This is a genomic window from Pseudorhodoferax sp. Leaf274 (genome assembly GCF_001422445.1).
Lineage (GTDB): Bacteria > Pseudomonadota > Gammaproteobacteria > Burkholderiales > Burkholderiaceae_C > Pseudorhodoferax.
Genome location: NZ_LMNA01000023.1, coordinates 271,566 through 294,347, shown reverse-complemented (window position 1 = coordinate 294,347; position 22,782 = coordinate 271,566). Strand labels below are relative to the sequence as shown.

The 22,782-nt window shown below is 70.0% G+C and carries 21 protein-coding genes; 8 read left to right on the top strand and 13 right to left on the bottom strand.

From position 1 onward, the window contains the following. The first annotated feature begins 61 nt into the window (after positions 1 to 61). A complete protein-coding gene (gene murJ / locus ASF44_RS18590) occupies positions 62 to 1,630 on the top strand; it encodes a murein biosynthesis integral membrane protein MurJ (protein WP_056900712.1) in 1,569 nt (522 codons plus the stop codon). Positions 1,631 to 1,682: 52 nt separating this feature from the next. Next, positions 1,683 to 2,540 carry a SirB1 family protein gene (locus tag ASF44_RS18585; RefSeq protein WP_056900711.1) on the top strand — a complete coding sequence of 286 codons (858 nt, stop codon included), beginning with the start codon at positions 1,683 to 1,685 and terminating at the stop codon, positions 2,538 to 2,540. A gap of 6 nt (positions 2,541 to 2,546) precedes the next feature. Here the strand turns inward: ASF44_RS18585 and ASF44_RS18580 are convergent, their stop codons facing one another. Genes ASF44_RS18580 through ASF44_RS18555 form a run of 6 tightly spaced genes read right to left on the bottom strand, consistent with a single transcriptional unit; the run spans position 2,547 to position 7,924 of the window. Beyond that, positions 2,547 to 3,344, bottom strand: coding sequence for an SDR family oxidoreductase (locus ASF44_RS18580; RefSeq protein WP_056900710.1), 798 nt, complete (start codon positions 3,342 to 3,344; stop codon positions 2,547 to 2,549). Between the two features lie 27 nt (positions 3,345 to 3,371). Continuing rightward, on the bottom strand, positions 3,372 to 4,640 hold the full coding sequence (gene hemW, locus ASF44_RS18575) for a radical SAM family heme chaperone HemW (RefSeq protein WP_056900709.1): 1,269 nt from the start codon (positions 4,638 to 4,640) through the stop codon (positions 3,372 to 3,374). Further along, a complete protein-coding gene (gene rdgB / locus ASF44_RS18570) occupies positions 4,641 to 5,240 on the bottom strand; it encodes an RdgB/HAM1 family non-canonical purine NTP pyrophosphatase (RefSeq protein WP_056900708.1) in 600 nt (199 codons plus the stop codon). It abuts the gene before it with no gap. 8 nt (positions 5,241 to 5,248) lie between these two features. Continuing rightward, the gene (gene rph, locus ASF44_RS18565; protein WP_056900707.1) at positions 5,249 to 5,986 is read right to left on the bottom strand and encodes a ribonuclease PH; all 738 of its coding nucleotides are present in this window, start codon (positions 5,984 to 5,986) and stop codon (positions 5,249 to 5,251) included. Positions 5,987 to 6,029: 43 nt separating this feature from the next. After that, positions 6,030 to 6,917 carry a PP2C family serine/threonine-protein phosphatase gene (locus ASF44_RS18560; protein WP_056900706.1) on the bottom strand — a complete coding sequence of 296 codons (888 nt, stop codon included), beginning with the start codon at positions 6,915 to 6,917 and terminating at the stop codon, positions 6,030 to 6,032. Next, on the bottom strand, positions 6,914 to 7,924 hold the full coding sequence (locus tag ASF44_RS18555) for a serine/threonine-protein kinase (RefSeq protein ID WP_056900705.1): 1,011 nt from the start codon (positions 7,922 to 7,924) through the stop codon (positions 6,914 to 6,916). Before ASF44_RS18555 ends, ASF44_RS18560 begins: the two co-directional genes overlap by 4 nt. 73 nt (positions 7,925 to 7,997) lie before the next feature. Here ASF44_RS18555 and ASF44_RS18550 point away from each other — a divergent pair, with 73 nt between their 5' ends. Next, positions 7,998 to 8,915, top strand: coding sequence for a YicC/YloC family endoribonuclease (locus tag ASF44_RS18550; RefSeq protein ID WP_082524880.1), 918 nt, complete (start codon positions 7,998 to 8,000; stop codon positions 8,913 to 8,915). 133 nt (positions 8,916 to 9,048) lie between these two features. On the opposite strand, the gene ASF44_RS18545 is transcribed toward ASF44_RS18550, so the two are convergent. Both ASF44_RS18545 and ASF44_RS31955 read right to left on the bottom strand, forming a co-directional pair. Continuing rightward, a complete protein-coding gene (locus ASF44_RS18545; protein WP_056900703.1) occupies positions 9,049 to 9,360 on the bottom strand; it encodes an MTH1187 family thiamine-binding protein in 312 nt (103 codons plus the stop codon). A 20-nt stretch (positions 9,361 to 9,380) separates the two neighbouring features. Next, positions 9,381 to 9,542 (bottom strand): hypothetical protein, encoded by a 162-nt coding sequence (locus ASF44_RS31955; RefSeq protein WP_156374586.1) that lies wholly within the window; start codon positions 9,540 to 9,542, stop codon positions 9,381 to 9,383. A 263-nt stretch (positions 9,543 to 9,805) separates the two neighbouring features. Between ASF44_RS31955 and ASF44_RS18540 the strand changes: the two genes are divergently transcribed. Then, positions 9,806 to 11,068: an amidohydrolase family protein gene (locus tag ASF44_RS18540; RefSeq protein ID WP_056900702.1), complete on the top strand. Its 1,263-nt coding sequence runs from the start codon at positions 9,806 to 9,808 to the stop codon at positions 11,066 to 11,068. A gap of 3 nt (positions 11,069 to 11,071) precedes the next feature. Here ASF44_RS18540 and ASF44_RS18535 read toward each other — a convergent pair whose 3' ends face one another. After that, positions 11,072 to 12,718, bottom strand: a complete 1,647-nt coding sequence (locus ASF44_RS18535; RefSeq protein WP_056900701.1) for a 3-(methylthio)propionyl-CoA ligase — start codon at positions 12,716 to 12,718, stop codon at positions 11,072 to 11,074. A gap of 178 nt (positions 12,719 to 12,896) precedes the next feature. After that, positions 12,897 to 14,057: an ABC transporter substrate-binding protein gene (locus ASF44_RS18530; RefSeq protein ID WP_235579275.1), complete on the bottom strand. Its 1,161-nt coding sequence runs from the start codon at positions 14,055 to 14,057 to the stop codon at positions 12,897 to 12,899. Positions 14,058 to 14,319: 262 nt separating this feature from the next. Between ASF44_RS18530 and ASF44_RS18525 the strand changes: the two genes are divergently transcribed. From ASF44_RS18525 to ASF44_RS18510, 4 genes are read left to right on the top strand one after another with little or no spacing between them, the layout of a single operon-like run. Beyond that, positions 14,320 to 15,507 (top strand): CaiB/BaiF CoA-transferase family protein, encoded by a 1,188-nt coding sequence (locus ASF44_RS18525; protein ID WP_056900699.1) that lies wholly within the window; start codon positions 14,320 to 14,322, stop codon positions 15,505 to 15,507. Further along, positions 15,504 to 16,181: a nitroreductase gene (locus ASF44_RS18520; RefSeq protein ID WP_056900698.1), complete on the top strand. Its 678-nt coding sequence runs from the start codon at positions 15,504 to 15,506 to the stop codon at positions 16,179 to 16,181. Before ASF44_RS18525 ends, ASF44_RS18520 begins: the two co-directional genes overlap by 4 nt. 43 nt (positions 16,182 to 16,224) lie before the next feature. Further along, the gene (locus ASF44_RS18515; RefSeq protein ID WP_056900697.1) at positions 16,225 to 17,193 is read left to right on the top strand and encodes a tripartite tricarboxylate transporter substrate binding protein; all 969 of its coding nucleotides are present in this window, start codon (positions 16,225 to 16,227) and stop codon (positions 17,191 to 17,193) included. Positions 17,194 to 17,197: 4 nt separating this feature from the next. Further along, complete coding sequence (locus ASF44_RS18510) at positions 17,198 to 18,751, top strand: long-chain fatty acid--CoA ligase (RefSeq protein ID WP_056900696.1); 1,554 nt, start codon at positions 17,198 to 17,200, stop codon at positions 18,749 to 18,751. Between the two features lie 244 nt (positions 18,752 to 18,995). On the opposite strand, the gene ASF44_RS18505 is transcribed toward ASF44_RS18510, so the two are convergent. The 3 genes from ASF44_RS18505 to ASF44_RS18495 all read right to left on the bottom strand — a co-directional run bounded on the left by ASF44_RS18505 (position 18,996) and on the right by ASF44_RS18495 (position 22,674). Beyond that, positions 18,996 to 20,180 carry a hypothetical protein gene (locus ASF44_RS18505; RefSeq protein ID WP_056900695.1) on the bottom strand — a complete coding sequence of 395 codons (1,185 nt, stop codon included), beginning with the start codon at positions 20,178 to 20,180 and terminating at the stop codon, positions 18,996 to 18,998. Positions 20,181 to 20,368: 188 nt separating this feature from the next. After that, the gene (locus ASF44_RS18500; protein WP_056900694.1) at positions 20,369 to 20,863 is read right to left on the bottom strand and encodes a hypothetical protein; all 495 of its coding nucleotides are present in this window, start codon (positions 20,861 to 20,863) and stop codon (positions 20,369 to 20,371) included. A gap of 149 nt (positions 20,864 to 21,012) precedes the next feature. Further along, positions 21,013 to 22,674: a sensor histidine kinase gene (locus ASF44_RS18495; protein ID WP_056900693.1), complete on the bottom strand. Its 1,662-nt coding sequence runs from the start codon at positions 22,672 to 22,674 to the stop codon at positions 21,013 to 21,015. Positions 22,675 to 22,782 lie beyond the last annotated feature (108 nt).

Here is a 22,782-nt window from a genome sequence, read left to right as displayed (position 1 = left end):
CGCGGTCAGGTCCCGGCTTGCCACGCAGGCGCCGCCCTGCCCGCTGGCTACACTCGCGCCGGTGAGTCTCCTCAAATCCGCCTCCACGGTCTCGCTGCTGACGCTCGCGTCGCGCATCACCGGCCTGGGCCGCGAACTGCTGATGGCATCGCTGTTCGGCGCCAGCGCCATGACCGATGCCTTCAACGTCGCCTTCCGCATCCCCAACCTGTTCCGGCGCCTGTTCGGCGAGGGTGCGTTCAGCCAAGCCTTCGTGCCGGTGCTGGCGGCCAGCAAGGCCCAGCACGGCGAGGCCGCCACCAAGCAGTTGATCGACCACGTGGCCAGCGTGCTGTCCGCCGTCCTGGTGCTGGTGTGCCTGGCCGGCGTGCTGGGGGCACCCTGGCTGGTCTGGGCGCTGGCCGCCGGCCTGCAGCAGGATGCCGCCGGCTTCGATGCGGCCGTTGCCATGACGCGCTGGATGTTCCCCTACATCGGCTGCATGTCGCTGGTGGCGCTGGCCTCGGGCATCCTGAACACCTGGAAGCGCTTCGCCGTGCCGGCCGTCACGCCGGTGCTGTTGAACCTGGCGATGATGGGCTCGGCCTGGCTGGGTGCGCCCTGGCTGGCGGCGCGCGGCATCGAGCCCATCTACGCCATGGCCGGCGGTGTCATGCTGGGCGGCCTGCTGCAGCTCGGTGTGCAGGTGCCGGCCCTGGCCGGCATGGGCTTGCTGCCGCGCGTGCGGCTGGGCCTGGCCGGCCTGCGCGAGGCCTGGGCCGATCCGGGCACGCGGCGCATCGCCAAGCTCATGGGGCCGGCGCTGCTGGGCGTGGGCGTGGCGCACGTGTCGATCATGATCAACACCCAGATCGCATCGCACCTGGCGCCCGGCAGCGTCAGCTGGCTCGGCTATGCCGACCGGCTCATGGAGTTCCCCACCGCGTTGCTGGGCGTGGCGCTGGGCGTGGTGCTGATGCCGCAGCTCAGCGGCGCCCACGCAGCCGGCGACACGGTGCGCTATTCAGCCATGCTGGACTGGGGCCTGCGCCTGGTGGTGCTGATGGCCGTGCCCAGCGCCGTGGCGTTGCTGACCTTCGCCGTGCCGCTGGTGGCCACCATCTACCACCACGGCGCGTTTCGCGAGGAAGACGTGCGCCAGACCAGCCTGGCGCTCATGGGCTATGGCGCCGGCCTGTTCGGCTTGGTGGCGATCAAGGTGCTGGCGCCGGGCTTCTACGCGCGCCAGGACGTGCGCACCCCGGTGAAGATCGCGCTGGTGGTGCTGGTCTGCACGCAGCTGCTGAACTTCGCCCTGGTGCCGACGCTGCAGCATGCCGGGCTGGCGCTGTCGGTCGGCCTGGGCGCCACGCTGAACGCGGCGCTGCTGCTGGTCGGCCTGCTGCGCCGCGGCAGCTACCAGCCCTCGCCGGGCTGGGGGCGTTTCCTGCTGCAGGTGGTGGCGGCCAGCGCGCTGCTGGCGATCTTCCTGATCTGGGTGTCGCGCGCCTATCCCTGGACGCAGGTCGGCCATGGCTGGCTGCGCATGGGCGGCATGGCGCTGGCGCTGGCTGCCTCGGGCCTGGTGTATTTCGGCGCGGCCTGGGCCGCCGGCATCAAGCTCCAGCGCATGCTGCGCCACGGCATCTGAGGCCATCCGGCCCTGGCTTGACGCGCCCTGGCCCGTCCATTACAAAGAACCGATGCCGCCCCGCTATTCGATCCCGACACCGCTGGACTATTTCGCCACCCTGGTCCAGAGCGATGAGCAGTTCCCGCTGCTCGAAGCCTGTGCCAGCCTGGCCCAGGACGAGTATCCCGAGCTGGACGTGCACCAGGTGCTGGGCGACATGGACCAGCTGCAGGCGCGCCTGCAGCGCCGCCTGGCGGCCGACGCGCCGCCGCTGCACCGCCTGCGCATGCTGAACCAGTTCTTCTACCGCGAGCTGGGTTTCGGCGGCAACGTCAACAACTACTACGACCCCGACAACAGCTACCTCAACGCCGTGCTGCGCACGCGCATGGGCATCCCGATCTCGCTGGCCGTGCTGTGGATGGAACTGGCCCAGGGCCTGCACCTGCAGGTGCGCGGCATCAACTTCCCGGGCCACTTCCTGGTCAAGGTCAACCTGCCCAAGGGCCAGGTGGTGATCGACCCCTTCGTCGGCCAGTCGCTGAGCCGCGAGGAACTGGTCGAGCGCCTGGCGCCCTACAAGCAGCAGCAACAGGCCGAGCATGGCGAAGACTTCGACGTGCCGCTGGGCCTGTACCTGCAGTCGGCCAAGCCGCGCGACATCCTGGCGCGCATGCTGCGCAACCTGAAGGAAATCCACCGCAGCCAGTCGGACGCGCAGCGCCTGCTGGCGGTGCAGAACCGGCTCGTGGTGTTGCTGCCCGAGGCCTGGTCCGAGTACCGCGACCGCGGCCTGACGCATGCCGACCTGGGCAACACCGACGAGGCCGTGCTGGACCTGGAGAAATACCTGGTCTGCGCCGACGAGGCGCAGGACACGGCCGTCATCGCCGACCGCGTGTCTGCGCTGCGGCGCGCGCAGCATTAGCCTGCGTCAGATCATCGGCGTCACGGCGCCGTCCATGGCCAGGATCGCGCCTGTGATGTAGCTGGCGCGTGCCGATGCCAGGAACAGCACCGCATCCGCGATCTCGGCCGGCTCGGCGATGCGGCCCAGCGGCAGGCGCGCAGTGGCACGGCGCAAGGCCTCGTCCGTGTCGATGCCCTGCAGCCGCGCATCGGCCGCCATCCCCTCCTTGAGCCTTTCCGTGAGCGTGAGCCCGGGGTTCACCGCATTCACGCGCACGCCACGCGCGGCGTAGGCCGCCGCCATGCCGGCCGAGACCAGCATCAGCGCCGCATTGGCCGCGCCGCCCGGCATGTGGATGGGGCTGGCCACCTTGCCGCCCGCACCGACCACGTTGACGATGGCGCCGCCGCCGCGCTCGGCCATGCGCTTGACCAGCGGGTCCAGCATGTGGATGTAGCTGAAGTACTTGGCGTCCATGGCGTCGTGCCAGGCCTGCGGCGTGAGTTCGTCGGGCGGCGTGCGCTTTGCAGCCCCCGCAGAATTCACGAGCACCTGCACGGCGCCGGCCTGCTGCTCGATGGCGTCGAGCGCGGCCAGCGCCGCAGCCGCATCGCGCAGGTCCGCGGCATGCGTCTGCACGCGCGTGGCGGCATCGGCGAAGTCGGCCCGCAGATCCATCGCGGCGCGCTCCAGGTTGCCGGCATCGCGCGAGACCAGGCTCACGCGCGCGCCCTCGCGCAGGAAGGCCTGGGCGCAGGCCAGGCCGATGCCCTTGCTGCCGCCCGTGATCAAGACATGCTGGCCGGTCAACTGCAGATCCATGGATGTACTCCGGTGAAGTGAAAGGCGCTACGCGCCGGACAGGAAGATTTCCTGCAGGTCGCTGAGGAAGTCGAACCCCTTCTCGCTGGGCCGCACGCGCGCGGCGTCGCGCAGCAGCAGGCCGCGCCGCTCGCCTTCGGCCAGCCCCGCCGCAATGCTGGACAGCGGCAGCCCGGTGCGCTCGGTGAAGTCCTGCAGCGCGAAGCCTTCGCGCAGCCGCAAGGCGTTGAGCATGAACTCGAACGGCAGGTCGGCGCGGCGCACGTCGTCGTCCTGCGCCAACGCGGCGCCGGCCAGGGCCTGCGCCATGTACAGGCCCGGCTCGCGCAGCCGCACCTGGCGCACCACGCGGTGCGCGAAGCTGAGCTTGCTGTGCGCGCCGGCGCCGATGCCGAGGTAGTCGCCGAACTGCCAGTAGTTGAGGTTGTGCACGCAGCGGTGGCCGGCGCGCGCATAGGCCGAGACCTCGTAGCGCTCCAGGCCCGCGCGGCCCGTGGCCTCGGTGATCTGGTCCAGCATCGCGTAGGCAGTGTCGTCCTCGGGCAGCACCGGCGGGTGCTTGGCGAAGAAGGTGTTGGGCTCGATGGTCAGGTGGTAGACCGACAGGTGCGGCGGCGCCAGCGCCAGCGCGGTGGCCAGGTCCTGCGCCAGCATCTCGGGCGTCTGGCCGGGCAGCGCGTACATCAGGTCCAGGTTGAAGGTGTCGAACGCCTGGCGCGCCTCTTCGAGCGCGGAGATGGCCTGGCGGCGGTCGTGCACGCGGCCCACGGCCTGCAGCAGCGCATCGTCGAAGCTTTGCACGCCCACCGACAGGCGCGTGACGCCGGCCGCGCGGTAGGCACGGAAACGGTCCTTCTCGAAAGTGCCGGGGTTGGCCTCCAGCGTGATCTCGCAATCGGCCTCCAGCCGCAGCCGCGCACGCACGTCGCCCAGCAGCCGGTCGATGGCCTGCGGCGAGAACAGGCTGGGCGTGCCGCCGCCGATGAAGATGCTGTGCACGGTGCGGCCCCAGACCAGCGGCAGCGCGGCCTCCAGGTCGGCGATCAGCGCATCGATGTAGCGCTGCTCGGGCAGCTCGGCGGGAGCGGCCACCTGGGTCACGGCGGGCGCATCGGCACCGGCCCAGCGCACCACCGCCTCGTCGCCGCGCACGGCGTGCGAGTTGAAATCGCAGTAGGGGCACTTGCGGATGCACCAGGGCAGGTGCAGGTACAGCGCCAGCGGCGGCTGGGCCTGCAGCTGCAGCAGGCCGGGCCGCGTGTAGGCCGTCAGTTCGCGCGGGCGCAGGCCGGACATCTAGAACCAGCGCTCGCGCATGAGGCGCAGCATCTCGCGCGCGGCCTGGCCGCGGTGGCTGTTGGCGTTCTTCACCTCGGCCGGCAGCTCGGCGAAGGTCTTGCCGAAGCTCTCGATCCACATCACCGGGTCGAAGCCGAAACCGCCCGCGCCCACCGGTGCCTCGGTGATGCGCCCCACCGCGCGGCCAACGGCGATCAGCGGCTCCGGGTCTTCCGGGCTGCGCACGGCCACGAGCGTGCTGACCAGCGCGGCGCGGCGGTTGGCCACGCCGCGCATCTGCTCGAGCAGCGCGCGCACGTTGTTGTCGTCGCCCTTGGCGTAGCCGAACTGCGTGGCGTAGTAGGCCGTGTCCACGCCCGGCAGGCCGCCGAAGGCATCGACGCACAGGCCCGCGTCGTCGGCCACCGCCGCCAGGCCGGTGTGGCGGGCGGCATTGCGGGCCTTGGCCAGCGCGTTCTCGACGAAGGTGCGGAACGGCTCCTCGGCCTCGGGCACGCCCAGTTCTCCCTGGGCCACCAGGTGCACGCCCAGTGGCGCGAACAGGGCCTGCAGCTCGGCCAGCTTGCCCTTGTTGTTGGACGCGAGGACCAGGTCCATGCCCGGCCTCAACCCGCCACGGCGGCCAAGGCAGCCGCTTGCAGCGCGATCAGTTCCTGGATGCCCTTGTCGGCCAGTTGCAGCAGCTGGTCCATCTCGGCGCGGGTGAAGGCCGCGCCCTCGGCCGTGCCCTGCACCTCGACGAAGTGGCCGGCGCCGGTCATGACCACGTTCATGTCGGTGTCGCAGGCAGAGTCTTCCACGTATTCGAGGTCCAGCAGCGGCGTGCCCTGGACGATGCCGACGGAGACCGCCGCCACCGGCTGCACGATGGGCGAGGCAGCCAGCTTGCCCTGGGCCATCAGCTTGCCGACGGCGTCCTGCGCGGCCACGAAGGCGCCAGTGATGGCCGCCGTGCGCGTGCCGCCGTCGGCCTGCAGCACGTCGCAATCGAGGTGGATGGTGCGCTCGCCCAGGCGGTTCAGATCGAACACCGCGCGCATGGAGCGGCCGATCAGCCGCTGGATCTCCTGCGTGCGGCCGGTCTGCTTGCCCTTGGCGGCTTCGCGGCTGCTGCGCGTGTGGGTGGCGCGCGGCAGCATGCCGTACTCCGCCGTGACCCAGCCCTCGCCGCTGCCCTTCTTGTGCGGCGGCACCTTCTCCTCGACCGAGGCCGTGCACAGCACGCGCGTCTGGCCGAACTCGATCAGCACCGAGCCCTCGGCATGGACGGTGAAGCCACGGGTGATGCGCACGGGACGCAGCTGGTCGGCGGCACGGCCGCCGGTTCTTGCAAATTCAGTCATGGGGCGATTGTCGCCAAGCGCGAAGGCCGCGCGCGCCGCACGGTCAGATCCGGCGGGCGGCCGTGCGGCGGATGGCCTCGTTGATCTCGGCGATGGAGCGGTCGATGGCGGCCTCGTCCAGCTCGGGCACGGCCGCCTTGGGGTCCACGCCCTGCACCGTGGCGGCGAACGCGTCGGCCGCCTGGCCGCGCGTGGAGACGAAAGCATCGGCGTTCTGCCACTCCAGCGCCAGCGCGGTCACGTTGTCGCTGCTCTCGCCGGCCGCGCGCAGCGCCTGTTCCACGAGCTCCGGCACCGCCTGCGCCACCGGCGCGGCGCTCAGCTGCGCGACGATGCGCTCGTCGCTCACGCTGGACCACAAGCCATCGGAGCACAGCAGCAGCTTGTCGCCGCGCTGCAGCGGCAGCGGCCCCGTCACCTGGTATTCCGGCGCCACGGGCGAGCCCAGGCAGGTGTACAGCACATTGCGGCTGACCCGGCCCGCGCGGGCCATGTCGGGCGGCATCTGTTCGAGATAGGAATGGTCGCGCGTGCGCGCCAGCAACGCGCCGCCGCGCACCAGGTACAGCCGCGAATCGCCGCAATGCACCCAGGTCACGCTGTCGCCCTGCACCACGGCGGCCACCAGCGTGGTGCGCGGCTTGTCGGCCAGGCCACGCTCTTCGCCGTAGCGCAGGATGCGCCGGTGCGACGCCAGCAGCGCATGCACCAGGAAATCGCCCGCCTGCGCCAGCTGCGGCGTGGCCTGCTGCTGGTGCAGCGACGAGACCGTCTGCACCGCGAGCTGGGCCGCGGCCTCGCCCTCGGGATGGCCGCCCATGCCATCCGCCAGCACGAACAGGCCGGACTCCCGCGTGTAGCAGTAGCCCATGCGGTCCTCGTTCTTCGCCCGGCCACCGCGGCGGCTGACCTGGAAGACCGAAAACCTCATCGAGAGGTCTTGTCGTTCGACCCGGCGGGCGTTGCACCGCCCTTCTTGCCGTCCGACACCAGCGTGTCGAACTGCATCCGGATCTTCTCGCCCACGGACAGCTTGGTGTAGCGGCGCTCGCCCTCGCGGCTGAGCTCCTTCTGCAAGGAGAACACCGATTGCGGACGCGACAGCGGATCCAGCGCCATGCACCACTCGACCACCTCGATCAGGTTGTCGGAGTACACCCCGCGCAGCCGCGACAGCGACATGGTGATGCGGTCCTTCTCGAGCCGCTGCGGCGCCTCGGCAGGCGGAAAGCCCAGCATGCAGGCGTAGATGCAGGCGCCGATGGCGTAGATGTCGGTCCACGGCCCCATGGTGGCGTCGCGGCGGTACATCTCGGGCGCTGCAAAGCCCGGCGTGTACATCGGCCGGATGAAGTTGCCTTCCTTGTTCAGCACCTCGCGCGCCGCGCCGAAGTCGATCAGCACGGCCTTGTCGTCGTCGGTGATGAAGATGTTGGCCGGCTTGATGTCCAGGTGCAGCATCTTGTGCTGGTGCACGATGCGCAGGCCGCGCAGCACCTCGTCGAACAGCGAGCGGATGGTCGACTCGCGGAATACCTTGGGCCGCTTCAACTCGCGCGAGGTGATGATGAAGTCCTGCAGGGTCGCCCCTTCCAGGTAGTTCATGACCATGTAGACGGTCTCGTTCTCGCGGAAGAAGTTCAGCACGCTGACCACCGACGGGTGCGCGATCTGCGCGAGCGAGCGGCCTTCCTCGAAGAAGCTCTTGAGGCCCAAGCGGTACAGCGACAGCTTCTCGGGCGGCACCTTGGGCAAGGTCTCGCCAGGGTCGCGCGAAGCGAGCGAGGACGGCAGGTACTCCTTGACCGCCACATGGTTGCCCTCGCCGTCGATGGCGAGGTACACCATGCCGAAGCCACCCGACGAGAGCCTGCGCACGACCCGGTAGCCACCGATGACGGTCTCGGGCCGCAACGGCGCCGGCTTGCTCTTGGTCATGGAAGGGGCTGCAATCGTCGCGAGTGGTGGAAGCCGTTATTCTCTGGCCTTTGCAACGACCAGAAACGTTCTCATGCCAGTCTACAGCATGACCGGTTACGCAAGCGCCCAGCAAAGTGGCGCCAGTAACACTGCGGAACACGACGCCAAAAGCGCCCCGTCCCGCCGCCTTGGCATCGAGATCCGCGCCGTCAACAGCCGCTTCCTCGACCTCGCGTTCCGCCTGCCCGACGAGCTGCGCCAGCAGGAGCCCGCGCTGCGCGAACTGCTGACGGCCAAGCTCAAGCGCGGCAAGGTCGAGCTGCGCGCGTCCATCGACAGCATCGACGCGGGCAGCGTGCCCGAACCCACGCCGCGGCTGCTGCAGCGCCTCAACGGCGTGCAGGACCAGGTGCGCTCCTGGCTGCCGAACGCCACCCCGCTGTCGGTGGCCGAGGTGATCCGGCTGTCTTCCGCCGAACAGCATGGCACGGGCGAACTCGACGAGCAGGTGCTGCCGCTGGCCGAGAAGGTGCTCAAGGAACTGCTGGCCGCGCGCCAGCGCGAAGGCGCCCGCCTCGCGGCGATGCTGAACGAGCGCCTGGGCCAGCTGCGGGCCCTGGCGGCGCAGGCCCTGCCGCTGGTGCCGCAGCTCGTGGAACAGCAGCGCCAGCGCTTCCTGGACCGCTGGAAGGACGCCATGGCCCTGGCCGATGGCGCCACCCTGCCCGAAGCCGCGCAGGACCGCGCGCTGAGCGAAGCCACGGCTTTCGCGATCCGCATCGACGTGGCCGAGGAGATCACCCGGCTGGACTCGCACCTCGACGAGATCGAGCGCCTGCTCAAGAAGGGCGGCGAACTCGGCAAGCGGCTCGACTTCCTGATCCAGGAACTGCACCGCGAGGCCAACACGCTGGGTTCGAAGTCCGCGGCGCTCGAACTCACGCGCATCTCGGTGGACATGAAGGTGCTGATCGAGCAGATGCGCGAGCAGGTGCAGAACATCGAGTGACCGGCCCCCCCCCGACTTGTCCATGGACACCGTGGGCAAGCCTGTGGACAACCGCGTGGGAAGCGTCCGGAATCCTTGCCCGGCGCGGGCTGCGGCGCGGTGCCTGCAAAACAGGCAGGCCAGGCCGGCGGCCTCAGGTGCGCAGCTTGCGGCCCAGCAGCTGCGCCACCTTGGCCGTCTTGGCCTGCAGCCGACCGGCCGGGCCCTCGCGCCAGTCCACCTTGAGGTGCAGGCCAATCCGGCTGCAGCCAACCTCGCGCAGATGGTCGAAGCAGGCCTTCACGACGGCGAAGGTCTCGTCCCATTCGCCTTCGAGGATGGTGCCCATGGGCGTGAGCTGGTAGGGCACGCCGCTTCGGTCGATGATGTCGATGATCTGGGCCACGTAGGCGCTCACGCTGTCGCCTTCGGCGCGCGGGGACATCTGGAATTCGAGCAGGACCATGGTGTTTCCTTGTTGGATGTTCAGGGGATGCCGGCCAGGCCCTGCACGCGCAGCGCCTGCGCCAGCCGTTGCGGCCAGTCGCCCGGCGCCTGGCCCGCGCGCGATGCCTCGGCCGCCACACTGGTCAGTGCCTCGACGCGGTAGCGGCGCCTGCCAGCCGGCCCAGCCAGGCGCGCGGGCATAGCTGGCCGGCACGGCCCATCCCGGCACGCCCTGCCATAGGTGGGCCTGCGGTGCAACACCTTTGGCGACGGCCTGAGCCCAGTCGCGCTCTGCCGCGATGCCGTCGGCCAGCGGGTCGGCATGGTGGGTCAGAGTCGCGAAATGCGGCAAGGGCATGCGGCGATGCTACCCAGGCAGGCATCTGCCCCCTAGACTCACGCCGCTGCGGCCAGAGGCATGCGCGTGCCGGCCATGGCATTCCCACCACCAAGAGGAGACACGCATGCTGACACGCCGCCGACTGCTGGCCTGCCCCGCCATGGCCCTGCCGGGCCTTTCCCTGGCCGCCATGGGCCCCAACGACAAGTTCGACCTGCTGGTGCGCAACGCCAATGTGCTCGACCCGTCGCAGAACCTGTCGGGCCAGCGCGACGTGGGCATCCGCCACGGCCTGGTCGCCGCCGTGGAGGCTTCCATCGCCCCCGAGCGCGCGCAGCGCGTGCTGGACGCCGGCGGCAAGCTGGTCACGCCGGGCCTGATCGACCTGCACGCGCACAGCTACCCCTACGGCTCGGCCATCGGCATCCCGGCCGATGAACTCGTGGCACTGCAGGCCACGACCACCGTGGTCTCGGCCGGCGATGCGGGCGCCAACAACTTCGCGGCGTTCCGGCGCTTCATCGCACCGGGCTCGCGGACGCGGCAGTTCGCCTTCGTGCACATCGGCATCGTGGGCCTGGCCGGTTTTCCGGTGCCCGAGCTGTTCAACATCGACTACGCGCGGCCCGACGCCGCCGCGCGCGTGGTGGCCGAGAACGCCGACATGGTCCTGGGCGTGAAGGTGCGCATGAGCGAGAACGTGGTCGCACGCCACGGCCTGGAGCCGCTCAAGCGCGCGATCGCGGCCTGCGAGATGGCCGGCGTGCCGGCGCGCGTGATGGCGCACATCGGCGGCGTGTCCGAGAAGGCGCTGATGTCGCAGATCCTGGATGCGCTGCGCCCCGGCGATGTGCTCACGCACTGTTATTCGGGTGCCCGCAACAACGCTGGCGAGGGCACGAACATCGTGCAGGACGGCAAGCTGCTGCCGGCCGCGCTGGAGGCCAAGCGCCGCGGCGTGATCTTCGACATCGGCCACGGTGGCGGCAGCTTCGACTACACCATCGCCGAGGCCGCGATGGCCCAGGGCGCCATGCCCGACACGATCTCGTCGGACATCCACGCCTTCTCGGGCAACAGCCCGGGCATGCCCTACCTGCCCTGGGTCATGAGCAAGCTGGTCGGGCTGGGCCTGTCGCTGCCCGAGGTGGTGGCCATGTCCACGGCCGCGCCGGCGCGCGTGATCGGCCGCATCCCGAAGCACGGCACGCTGCAGGTCGGCGCACCGGCCGATCTGTCGTTCCTTGATCTGGTCGAGGGCCCGGTCGAGTTCGTCGACAGCATGGGCAACAAGCGCACCGGCAAGATGCACCTGAAGCCGGCCGGCACGGTGGTGGCCGGCGTGGCGTTCGGGCGGCCGTACCAGTCGCCGTTCAGCGTGCGGTGACGTTCAATCCGCCAGCTTGTAATCCTTGAACTGCTGCCGCAGCTGCGTCTTGAGCAGCTTGCCCGTCGCCGTGTGCGGCAGGCTGTCGACGAACACCACATCGTCCGGCATCCACCACTTGACGATGCGCTGGCCCAGGTGGTCCAGCACGCTCTGGCGGTCGACCTCGGCACCGGGGCGCTTGACCACCACCAGCAGCGGGCGCTCTTGCCACTTGGGGTGCGGCAGGCCGATGACAGCGGCCTCGGCCACGCCGGGGTGGCTCATGCAGGCGTTCTCGACGTCGATGGACGAGATCCACTCGCCGCCGGACTTGATCACGTCCTTGGCACGGTCCACCAGCTGCAGGAAGCCGTCGGTGTCGATGGTGGCCACGTCGCCGGTGCTGAAGTAACCCTCCTCGTCGATGGGCGAGCCGCCCTCGCCCTTGAAGTAGCCGCTGGCGATCCACGGGCCGCGCACGCGCAGGTGGCCGAAGGCCTCGCCATCCCACGGTTGGACCTTGCCTTCGTCGTCGACGATCTTGAGGTCCACGCCCCAGACGCCGCGGCCCTGCTTGAGCTTGACCTTGACCAGCTCTTCGCCGGACATGCTGTCGTGCTTGGGCAGCAGCTTGCTGATCACGCCGATGGGGCTGGTCTCGGTCATGCCCCAGCCCTGCGTGACCTCGACGCCGAACTGGTTCTCGAAGCGTTCCAGCATCGCGCGCGGCACGGCCGCACCGCCGATGCCCACACGCTGCATGCCGAGCTTCTTCGGGTCGATGTCGGGGTTGGCGTCCAGGTACTGGAACAGCATGAGCCAGACCGTGGGCACGCCCTGCGAGAAGGTGACCTTCTCGTCGCGCATGAGGGTGTAGACGCTCTGCCCGTCCAGGTGCGGGCCGGGCAGCACCAGCCGGCAGCCGACCATCGCGGCGGCGTACGGCGTGCCCCAGGCGTTGGCGTGGAACATCGGCACGATCAGCATCACGGTCTCGCGCGAGCTGATGCCGAAGGTGTCGGGCGCCAGTTCCATCAGCGTGTGCAGAATGGTGGAGCGGTGCGAGTACAGCACGCCCTTGGGGTTGCCCGTGGTGCCAGAGGTGTAGCACAGCGACGAGGCGGTACGCTCGTCGAATTCGGGCCAGGTGTAGGCATCGCTCTGGCCGCCGATCAGGTCTTCCCAGCAGTGCAGGTTGGGCACGTCGATCTTGGGCATGGCGTCCCGCGTGCACATGCAGACGAAGGCCTTGACGGTCTTGAACCTGGAGGCCAGCTTCTCCACCAGTGGCGCGAAGCTGGTGTCGAAGAACATCACCTGGTCTTCGGCATGGTTCACGATGTACTCGATCTGCTCGGGAAACAGCCGCGGGTTGACGGTGTGCAGCACGGCGCCCGAACCCGAGACGCCGAAGTACAGCGCCAGGTGGCGGTAACTGTTCCAGGCCAGCGTGCCGACGCGTTCGCCCTGCCCGACGCCCAACTGCTTCAGGGCGTTGGCCACCTTGCAGGCCTCGCTGCGGATGCCGGCCCAGTCGGTGCGGTGCATGCCGCCTTCGGGCAGGCGCGAGACGATCTCGGCCTTGGGGTGGAAGCGCGCCGCGTGCTCGATCAGCGACGAGATCAGCAGCGGGCGGTCCTGCATGAGTCCGAACAGGGGGGATGCCATGGTGTGTTCCTCTTTCTTCTGGAATGCCGCCCAGGCTGCCCGGCGGGGCCCGGCATGGCGGCGCGCAGGCATGCTAGGCGCGGGCGCCCAAGCGGGCGTCGTCGGATCGGACGATTGCGCGGGCCGGCAGCTCCCTGCCGGCCACGCATCGGCCACTCATCGGCCGCTCAACGGCCGATCAACGCCCCAGCACCGGCCCCATCGGCACGTAGCGCGTGCCATCGAACTGCTGCGGCTGCATCTTCTCGATGGGGTGGAAATCGTCCGGGCTGGTCTTGATCTCGATGCCCGGGTACAGCATGGGCAGCGTCATCGACATGTTGGCCGCGATCTTCATGATGTTCTCGCGCGTGAGGTTGTCGCCGGCCTTGCGCAGCACGAACTCCAGCGTCTGGGCCGAGGAATAGCCCAGCACGTTGAGCGAATCGTTCGGGTCGCCGCCCGGGTAGTACTTGGCCATCACGGCCAGGTACTCCTGCACTTCCTTGGTGTCCTTGTAGTCCGAGGGATCGCGCAGGTAGGCGGCCGAGATCACGCCCTTGGCGTTCTCGAAGCCGGCCGGCTTGAACACCGAGGTGACCGACTGCGACACGCTGGCCAGGTAGTGCGTGGGCTTCCAGCCGATCTCGGCCACCTTGCGGATCGCCTGGGCGGCGAACTTGGGCGTGGTGATCGAGAAGAACACGTCGGCGCCCGAGGACTTGAGCGCCACCAGCTGGCTGTCCACCGTGGGGTCGGTCACCTCATAGGTGACCTGGGAGACGACCATGGTCTTGGCCTTGTCGCCCAGGCCGTCCAGGAAGCCCTTGAGGTAGTCCTTCCCGAAGTCGTCGTTCTGCATCAGGATGCCGATCTTCGCGTTCGGCTTGGTGGCCAGGATGTGCTGGGCGTAGATGGTGCCCTCGGCCTGGTAGGTCGGCTGCCAGCCCATGGTCCACGGGAAGGCCTTGGGGTCGCCGAAGCGCGTGGCGCCGGTGGCCACGAACAGCTGCGGCACCTTCTTGGCGTTCATGTAGCGCTGGATCGCCATGTTGTGCGCCGTGCCCAGCGTGCCGAACATCAGCAGCACCTCGTCCTGCTCGACCAGCTTGCGCGCCTGCTCCACCGTGCGCGAGGGCGTGTAGGCATCGTCCAGCGACAGGAAGTTGATCTTGCGGCCGTTGATGCCACCCTCGGCATTGAGCTTGGAGAAGTAGGCGTTGATGGCCTTGCCGATGGTGCCGTAGGCCGACACCGGGCCGCTGTAGGGCACCAGGTGGCCGATCTTGATCTCGGTGTCGGTGGCACCCGTGTCGTACTTCTTCTGCGCCTGGGCCGCACCGGCCAGCGCCACGCCCATCGCCAAAGCCACACCAGCCTTGAGGAAACGGCGCAGCGGCCGCGAAACACCATGGTCCATATTCGAAGTCTCCCGCTCTTCTGAGGGTGTCCCGGGCAGGCTGCCCGCAGAACGGCCGCATCGTAGGCAGGCCCCTCAAGGGGGCACATCGTCGGAACGGACGATTGAGTCCGCCAGCGGGTTGTCCCTAGGATGCGCCCGCGACAAGGACTTTCCAACGCCGCGGCGATGATCCCGGCACCACCTGTATTCGAGGAGACCCATGTCCGCTTCCCCCCGCATGCTCGAAGGCCTGCGCGTCGTCGACCTGACGACCGTGATCTTCGGCCCCTACTGCACCCAGATCCTGGCCGACCTGGGCGCGGAGGTGATCAAGGTCGAGCCACCCGAGGGCGACCACACCCGCATCATCGGCACGCCGGCGAAGACACCCGGCATGAGCCCGGTGCATCTGCGCCTGAACCGCGGCAAGCGCTCGGTGGACTGGAACCTCAAGAGCGCCGACGGCCAGGCCGCCATGCGCGCGCTGCTGGCCACGGCAGACATCTTCGTGCACAACGTGCGCAGCGAGGCCATCGCCCGGGCCGGGCTGTCGTACGAGGAGGTGAAGGCGATCAAGCCCGACATCCTGTACGTGCACTGCACCGGCTTCGACCAGCGCGGCCCCTATGCGGCCCTGCAGGCCTACGACGACATCATCCAGGCCGCCGCCGGCGTGGCTTCGCTGCCACCCAAGGTCGACGGCAACCCGGCGCCGCGCTTCGTGCCCATGACCATGGCCGACAAGGTGTCGGGCCTGCACGCGGCCTATGCCGTGATGGCCGGCGTGGTCCACCGCCTGCGCACCGGCGAGGGCCAGCGCATCGAGGTGCCGATGTTCGAATCCGTCGCCAGCTTCAACCTGCTGGAGCACCTGTGCGACGCCACCTTCGTGCCGCCCACGGGCCCGGCGCTGTACCCGCGCCAGATCGACCCCAGCCGCCAGCCCATGGCAACGCGCGACGGCTGGATCGCCATCGCACCCTACATGGACGAGCGCTGGCTGCGCTTCTTCGCCGCGGCCGGCCACCCGGAGGCGCTGGACCGCCCCGAGCTGGCAGACAAGGACCTGCGGCGCAAGAACATGAACCTGATGTACCAGGCCGCCGCGCGCATCCTGCCCGAGCGCAGCACCGACGAATGGCTGGACATCCTGCGCGCCGCCAACGTGCCGGCCATGCGCGTGAACGAGGTGGCCGACCTGCCCAACGATCCGCAGCTCATCGCCAGCGGGCTGTTCAAGACACGCACCCACCCCACCGAGGGCGACTACCTGGAGGTGGGGCCGCCCGTCCGCTTCTCTGCCTACGACTGCGCCCAGCGCGCCCATGCGCCGCATGCCGGCGAACACAGCGCCGAACTGGCGCGCGAACTGGGTGTGGCCGTGCCCGCCCGTGGAGAGAAGAAATGAACGTCTCAGAAGCCATCGCCAGCCGCCGCTCGGTGCGCGCCTTCCAGCCGAAGCCGGTGCCCGGCGAGGTCATCCGCCGCGTGCTCGAACGGGCCCTGCGCGCGCCCTCGGGCGGCAACCTGCAGCCCTGGCACCTGCACGCCGTGGGCGGCGAGCGGCTCGATGCGCTCAAGGCCACCATGCGCGACCGCATGCTGCAGGCGCCAGCGCCCGACGGCGAGGGCGCGGAGTACAAGGTCTATCCCGACCAGTTGCCCTCGCCCTACCGTGACCGGCGCTTCGCCGTGGGCGAGGCCATGTACGCCAGCCTGGGCATTCCGCGCGACGACAAGCCCGCGCGGCTGCGCTGGTTCGCACGCAACTTCCAGTTCTTCGACGCGCCGCTCGCGCTGTTCTGCACGGTCGACCGCCTGATGGGCCCGCCGCAGTGGTCCGACCTGGGCATGCTGCTGCAAAGCGTGATGCTGCTGCTGCGCGAGGAGGGCCTGGACAGCTGCGCGCAGGAATGCTGGGCGCTGTACCCGCAGACCATCGGCCGCTTCCTGGAACTGCCCGAGGGCCGCATGCTGTTCTGCGGCATGGCCATCGGCTATGCCGACCGCGGCCATGCGGTCGACGCGCTGCAGACCGCGCGCGCGCCGCTGGCCGAGCTGGCGAGCTTCCACGGCATCTGAGCAGCCTTCGGTCCAGCGACAACGACAACGAGGAGGAGACCCCATGAACCCGATCCGCCGCGCGCTGCTGGCACTTTCCGCAAGCCTGGCCTGCGCCGGCGCCCTGGCCCAGGGCGCCTGGCCCGACCGGCCGATCCGCCTGGTCGTGCCGTATGCGGCCGGCGGCGCCACGGACGGCTTCGCGCGCATCGTCGCCGAGGGCGTGGGCAAGCGCCTGGGCCAGAGCGTGGTGGTCGACAACCGGCCCGGCGCCAACGGCGGCCTGGGGCTCACGGCCGTGCAGCGGGCGCCGGCCGATGGCTACACCGTGCTGTTCACGCTGACCTCCATCGTGCAGAACCCGCTGCTATACGCCAACGTGGGCTACGACCCGTTCAAGGACTTCGCGCCGGTCTCCGAGGCCGGCCGCCTGCCCATCGTGTTCACGGTCAGCACCAAGCTGGGCGTGGACTCGCTGGCCGGCTTCGTCGAGAAGGCGCGGGCCGCGCCGGGCAAGCTGTCGTACGGCTCGTTCGGTGCCGGCTCCAGTGCCCACATGTACATGGAGCTGCTGCAGGACGCCGCCGGCATCCAGCTGCTGCACGTGCCCTACAAGGGCGAGGCGCCCGCCATCACCGATCTGCTGGGCGGCAGCGTGGACGCGGTGTTCGTCTCCGCGCGCGGCGTGTCGCCGCATGTGGCGGCCGGCAAGGCCAGGTCCATCGCCGTGGTCGGCACGGCGCGCGCGCCGCTGGCCACCGACGTGCCGACCTTCCGCGAGCAGGGCTACACCGCGATGGACCTGGTCGGCTGGTTCGGCATGTTCGTGCCGGCCGGCACGCCGGCGCCCATCGTGCAGCGCATCTCCGAGGCCGTGGCCGAGGTCGTGCGCGAGCCGGCGCAGAAGCAGCGCATCGAGGCGCTGGGCGTGATCCCGGTCGGCAGCACGCCCGAGCAGCTGACGCAGACCATGCGCGCCGACCAGGCCGTGTGGGGCCGGGTGATCAAGGACAAGAACATCCGGCTGGAGTGAACCCATGGAACTGACCCAACCCCTGCACAAGGCCCTGCAGGAACGCCCCCAGGCCGAAGCCCTGGTCTGCGGAGAGCGCCGCAGCACCTTCGCCGCGTTCGCCGACCGCGTCGCGCGCCTGGCCGCCGTGCTGCGCACGCTGGGCCTGGCGCCTGGCGACCGCGTCGGCATGCTGGGCCTGAACTCCGACCGCTATGTCGAATACCTCTACGCCACGTGGTGGGCCGGCGGCGTCATCAACCCCGTCAACATCCGCTGGAGCCCGCGCGAGGTCGCCTATTCGCTGGACGACTGCGACACCCGCATCCTGCTCGCCGACAGCCACTTCGGCACCGTGGCGGCGGCGCAGCGCCAGCTGTCGGCCAGCCTCCAGACACTGGTGCATTTCGGCGACGGCCCGGCGCCCGAGGGCTTCGCCGACGCCCAGGCGCTGATGGCCGCGGCCACGCCCATGGCCGACGCGCGGCGCGGCGGCAGCGACCTGGCCGCCGTGATGTACACGGGCGGCACCACCGGCCTGCCCAAGGGCGTGATGCTGTCGCACACCAACCTCTACGCGGGCCAGCTGTCGGCCAACATGGCCGCGGCCCGGCCCGACGAAGCCGTGGGCCTGAACATGGCGCCGATGTTCCATGTCGGCGGAGCGGGCCTCACGCTGCAGCTCATGATGCGGCTGGCCAGGCAGGTCATCATCCCCGCCTTCGACGAGCTGGCCGTGCTGCAGGCGCTGCAGAGCGAGCGCTGCAGCGAGACCTTCATGGTGCCGACCATGCTCAAGCGGCTCATCGAGCATCCGCGCTTCGCCGAGTTCGACACCGCCAGCCTGCAGCTGGTGCTGTACGGCGCCGCGCCCATCGACGACGCGCTGCTGCTGCAGGCGCTCAAGAAGCTGCCGCGTGCGCGGTTCTGCCAGCTCTACGGCATGACCGAGCTGTCGCCCGTCATCACCGCGCTGCCCGCCTGGTGCCATGCGCCCGACCAGCCTGCGCACCGCCGCCGCTCGGCCGGCCGCCCCGTGCCGATCGCCGAGGTGCGCATCGTCGACGCCGAAGGCTGCCCCGTGCCGAACGGCACCGTGGGCGAGATCGCCGCGCGCGGCCCCATGGTCATGCAGGGCTACTGGAACAAGCCCGAACAGACGGCCGAGGTCCTGCGCGGTGGCTGGATGCACACGGGCGACGGCGGCCGCATGGACGACGAAGGCTTCGTCTACGTGGTCGACCGGTTGAAGGACATGGTCGTGACGGGGGGCGAGAACGTCTATTCGGCCGAGGTCGAGAACGCCATCACGCAGCTGCCCCAGGTCTCGATGTGCGCCGTGGTCGGCGTGCCCGACGACCAATGGGGCGAGCGCGTGCACGCGGTCGTCGTGCTGCGCGCCGGCCAGGTGCTCACGGCCGACGAACTCGTCGCGCACTGCAGGACGCAGATCGCCGGCTACAAGTGCCCGCGCAGCGTGGAATTCGCCGACGCCATTCCACTGTCGCCGGCCGGCAAGATGCTCAAGTACAAGCTGCGCGAGCAGCACTGGGCGGGGCGGGATCGCAAGGTGGCGTGAGGGGACGCCTTGTCGGGCCTTCCAGCGCCGTGTGGCCCACATCTGCGGCGCTGTCGGCGAGTCCCACCCGAAGTTCAAAGTGCGCGCGAACCGTGCCGCCGCCTTGCAGCTGGCATTCGCCGACGCCGCCACCCGCCATGCCTTGCGCCGGCTGGGCCAGATGCAGCCTGCAACGCATGCGCTGGCCGTCATCGGTGCGCAGGTTGGCCAACACCTTGCCGGTGTAGCGCGTGGAGAACTGGCCTCATTGCGGTTGGCCCGTGGCCGGTATGGCTCTGGTCGTGCCGCCTTGGCCCAGCCGAGCCAGGCCTGCGTGCAGCGCGGCAAGGCCCTTGTCGAACTCGGCACGCGTCCAGTGCGCGCCGGTGGCCAGCTTGTCGCCCACGGCACGCGCGTCGGCTGTGGCCGCCGCGGTGGCCATGCGTGCCTCGTCACCGGTCCAGGTCGCTGCGTTCTCCAGGCCCTGCGCGGCCGCCTTGAGTTCGTAGCCGGCCTGGCCGTAGGCCTTCCGGGTCCACGACTCGGCCGCACGTGCACGGTGCGCCACGGCGAGTGCGTGGTCGGCCCGGGCGAAGGCGGCGGTCAGGTCGCCTTCGGTCCGGATGGTGCCACGGTCCAACGCCGTGGCCGTGCGGCCGAGCTGCGCCTCGGCGCCGTCCAGCGCCGCCCTCGCATCGCCGTGCGCGCGCGCCGCTTCCAGCCGCAGGTAGGCGGACGCCTGGCGCATCTCGCTGGCGGCGGTCTGGTACTTCTTGCTCGCATAGTCGGCCAGTGCGGCCGTGAAATGGCGCTGCGGCTCTTGCGTGAGCGGATACCAGGTCTCGACGTCGGTCAGTACCCAGCGGCGGTCCAGGTCCGCGCGTTGCACCTTGCCCAGCGTGCGGTCCAGCTCTGCGGTGCTGGCAAGCCGGCCGGCGCGCACCTGCGCGGCCGTGTCATCGATCTGTCCAGCGAGCTCCGCCATGCGGATCTGCACATCGCGTGCGGCCTTGGTGTCCGCGGCTGCCTGGGTTCGGTCCTGCGTCGCCGCACGGTCGGCCTGGGCCTGCAGCGCGCGGGCTGCGTCGTGCAGTGCGTCCGCAGCCTTGGTGTTGTCCCGCGCAGCAAGTGCGCGGCGGGCGGCGGCCAATGCCCGGCTCACGTCGTCGACCACCGGCGAGACGCTGAGGTCGTCGTACTGGATCCATTCGGCCGGGGGCTTGCCCGCGGGCTCCGGAGCCTGGGCCTGCGCGGCGAGAGGCAGCTGCGAGAACAGCACCAGCACGGCGCCGGCAATGGGGAAAAGACGGAAGTTCATGACACAGGCCCAGAGCTGATGAAAGGGACCGATGGTCTTCATGGCGAAGCCGGCGTGCGCGAGCGTGCGCACGGCCTGTTCCGCGTCGGTGTGGGTGTCGTAGACGGCGACATTGCTGATCTTGTTGTCCATGTGTGCTCCTGCAGGCGGGATGGGTCCCGGCAGCGGATGCCGCCGGTGTGGGAGCACTGTAGGAAGGCCGTCTCCACGCGCACAGTGCGCGTCGTCATCGTTTGTGGTGTGACGAAGGTCATCGGCTGCAGGCAAGAAAAAGCCCCGCGGGTCACGCGGGGCTTGTCCTGGCTGCGCAGATGGATGGATCAGCCCGGTGCCGCAGCGCCGCCGATGGGCTTGCCGTCCCAGGGGTCGACCTTCGGCTTGCCGGCCCAATGGAAGTAGACGTCGCGGCCCTGCTTGCCGTCCAGCATCACCTCGCGCGACTCGGTCACGCCGCCCTTGGTGGCCGTGACGCGGTACTTGCCGGCCGGCAGCATGGCGTAGGTCATCGGACCGGCGTGGTCCAGCAGCAGCATGGGCGCGCCACGCTGGTCGGTCACGAACAGCTTGACGTTGGCGGCGAATTCGTTGTCCTTGCGCTCGGAGAAGACGATGCGCAGAGGCCAGTCCTTGGCGGTCTTGCGCATGGCGGCCTGTTCGTCCTGGCCAATGCCGCCGTTCTGGTACATGGTGACCCGCTCCTTCTCGAGCAGGATCAGGTCGTCCTGCGCGTGGGCCGGCAGTGTGGCGGCCGCCAGCAGGAAGGCGGCGGTCACCGCGCCCAACGTGGCGCGGCGGGACGTGGTCTTCAGATCCATGGTTCACTCCTTGGTATCGCATTGCGGGGCGTTGGCGCTGCGACCATCGCAGCGTCTGCCCACGGCGTTGAATCTAGAAGTGCGCCGCCGCGCCCGTCAGTGCCGGCCGTCACGAACTGGGCACGACCTTGGTCACGCCCGGCGCATGTTCAGGGCGTGAACTCCAGGCGCAGCGAGGTGCCGGCGCCGGGGCTGCTGTCCACCGCGAGTGCGGCACCGACCAGGGCGGCCTGCTCCTGGATGCCGACCATGCCGTAGTGGCCGGGGTGCGGGGCCTGCGGGTCGAAGCCCACGCCATCGTCGCGCACACACAGAACGGTCGTGCCTTGCGTGCCGTCGAGCGTCACCGCGACGGTGCGCGCCTGTGCGTGGCGCTCGACATTGCGCAGCGCCTCCTCGACGATGCGGTACAGCGTCTCGGCCCGCTCGTCAGCCAAGTCGGCGGCCGGTCCTTCGGCCGACAACCGCGTGGCGACACCGGTGCGCTCGCCGAAACGCGCCAGCAGCTCGCGCAGGGCGGAGGACAGGCCGTTCTCGCGCACGGTCCCATGGCGCATCTGGGTGATCGCCGCACGTGCTTCCGTCAGGCCCGCCGCCGCCACTTCCTCGGCACGGCCCAGTTCATCGGCCAGCTCCTGCGGCGCCATGCGGTCGCGCAGCTTGCGCACCAGGCGGATCTGCTGCAGCAGCGCCATCAGGGAATGCGCCAGCGTGTCGTGCAGGTCGCGCGCGAGGCGCAGCCGCTCGCGCGTGACCGCGGCGTGCCGGGCCTCTTCGGACATGGCCTCGATGCGCGCCGTGCGCTCGGCCACGCGCCGGTCGAGCTCCGCGTTGAGCCTGGCCAGCGCCGCCTTCTCGCCCTGGAGCTGAGCCACCAGCGCAGCAAGCGTCGCACCGATGCGGCTCACCTCGTCTTCGCCGGGCGGGGCCTCGATGTCGGTGCGCAGGCCCTGGCGCATGTCCTGAGCCTGCTCGGCGAGCGTACCGAGTCGGCGCGTGAGCCAACGCGTGAGCAGCGGCGCGCTGACCGCTGCCAACAGGCCGGCCGCCAGCACAGTCAGCAACACCGTGCGGCGCAAGCGTTCCACGCCGGCCAGCGCGATGGCGGCGGGCTGTCGCACCGCCACCGACCAGCCAGGGCCACTTTCCACGGGCGCGGGGTCATGGCGCCCCACGACGAAGCGGCCGCCTTCCGTGAGGTCGGCTGTTGCGGCAGAGCGCCCTCGCCACGCGGCGGGGCCCGTCAACACGGTGCCGTCGCGGCCGATCAGGAGCAGTTCGATCTGGCGTTGCTGGCCCAATGCGGTCAGCAGGCTGCCGCACAGCTGTTCGATCCACTCCCAGCGCAACTGCGTGGCCAGCACCTCGCCGCCGGGAAGTGGCGCCATCGCATCGACGACGCGCACGCCGGGTGCGACGTCCCGGGCATCGCCGAGCCAGGGCGCGGTGCGTGCCGCGACGGGCCACGCGTGCTGCGCAGCTTCGGCGCCGCCCGGCGGACTCCCTGTCTCGGCAACGAGGCCGCCGCCAGTGCCGAGAACGCCCAGCCAGGCGAATTCGGAGAACTGCGCGCTCACGGCTGCCAGGTGGCGTTGCAGCGCCCGCGGCGCGCGGTCGCCGGACACTGCGATCTGCTCGGCCGTGACCTGCACCACAGCCAGCCGGGTGCGCAGCCCCGTGTTCAGCCCGTGCTGCAGCTGGCTGGCGAACTGCGCCATCAGCCGCTCTGTGCTGTCGCGCGCGGACCGCTCGGCATCCGTCGCCGCCAGTTGGCCGGCCAACAGCGACGCCAGCGCAACCACCGCCAGCATGGACCAGCCGATCGCCGCGGCAAGATGACGCCGTGGATGCAACTTGCCGAACCAGCCAGCACCGCCTGCGGGAGATCGAGAAGATGACGTCATGGTGCCGGTCGTCAC

Excerpts from the sequence above, each read along its gene's own strand:
- ASF44_RS18585 (WP_056900711.1), top strand. The coding sequence starts at position 1,683 with ATGCCGCCCCGCTATTCGATCCCGACACCGCTGGACTATTTCGCCACC.
- ASF44_RS18580 (WP_056900710.1), bottom strand. The coding sequence starts at position 3,344 with ATGGATCTGCAGTTGACCGGCCAGCATGTCTTGATCACGGGCGGCAGC.
- hemW (WP_056900709.1), bottom strand. The coding sequence starts at position 4,640 with ATGTCCGGCCTGCGCCCGCGCGAACTGACGGCCTACACGCGGCCCGGC.
- rdgB (WP_056900708.1), bottom strand. The coding sequence starts at position 5,240 with ATGGACCTGGTCCTCGCGTCCAACAACAAGGGCAAGCTGGCCGAGCTG.
- rph (WP_056900707.1), bottom strand. The coding sequence starts at position 5,986 with ATGACTGAATTTGCAAGAACCGGCGGCCGTGCCGCCGACCAGCTGCGT.
- ASF44_RS18560 (WP_056900706.1), bottom strand. The coding sequence starts at position 6,917 with ATGAGGTTTTCGGTCTTCCAGGTCAGCCGCCGCGGTGGCCGGGCGAAG.
- ASF44_RS18555 (WP_056900705.1), bottom strand. The coding sequence starts at position 7,924 with ATGACCAAGAGCAAGCCGGCGCCGTTGCGGCCCGAGACCGTCATCGGT.
- ASF44_RS18550 (WP_082524880.1), top strand. The coding sequence starts at position 7,998 with ATGCCAGTCTACAGCATGACCGGTTACGCAAGCGCCCAGCAAAGTGGC.
- ASF44_RS18545 (WP_056900703.1), bottom strand. The coding sequence starts at position 9,360 with ATGGTCCTGCTCGAATTCCAGATGTCCCCGCGCGCCGAAGGCGACAGC.
- ASF44_RS31955 (WP_156374586.1), bottom strand. The coding sequence starts at position 9,542 with ATGCCCGCGCGCCTGGCTGGGCCGGCTGGCAGGCGCCGCTACCGCGTC.
- ASF44_RS18540 (WP_056900702.1), top strand. The coding sequence starts at position 9,806 with ATGCTGACACGCCGCCGACTGCTGGCCTGCCCCGCCATGGCCCTGCCG.
- ASF44_RS18535 (WP_056900701.1), bottom strand. The coding sequence starts at position 12,718 with ATGGCATCCCCCCTGTTCGGACTCATGCAGGACCGCCCGCTGCTGATC.
- ASF44_RS18530 (WP_235579275.1), bottom strand. The coding sequence starts at position 14,057 with ATGGGCGTGGCGCTGGCCGGTGCGGCCCAGGCGCAGAAGAAGTACGAC.
- ASF44_RS18525 (WP_056900699.1), top strand. The coding sequence starts at position 14,320 with ATGTCCGCTTCCCCCCGCATGCTCGAAGGCCTGCGCGTCGTCGACCTG.
- ASF44_RS18520 (WP_056900698.1), top strand. The coding sequence starts at position 15,504 with ATGAACGTCTCAGAAGCCATCGCCAGCCGCCGCTCGGTGCGCGCCTTC.
- ASF44_RS18515 (WP_056900697.1), top strand. The coding sequence starts at position 16,225 with ATGAACCCGATCCGCCGCGCGCTGCTGGCACTTTCCGCAAGCCTGGCC.
- ASF44_RS18510 (WP_056900696.1), top strand. The coding sequence starts at position 17,198 with ATGGAACTGACCCAACCCCTGCACAAGGCCCTGCAGGAACGCCCCCAG.
- ASF44_RS18505 (WP_056900695.1), bottom strand. The coding sequence starts at position 20,180 with ATGGACAACAAGATCAGCAATGTCGCCGTCTACGACACCCACACCGAC.
- ASF44_RS18500 (WP_056900694.1), bottom strand. The coding sequence starts at position 20,863 with ATGGATCTGAAGACCACGTCCCGCCGCGCCACGTTGGGCGCGGTGACC.
- ASF44_RS18495 (WP_056900693.1), bottom strand. The coding sequence starts at position 22,674 with ATGCTGGCGGTGGTTGCGCTGGCGTCGCTGTTGGCCGGCCAACTGGCG.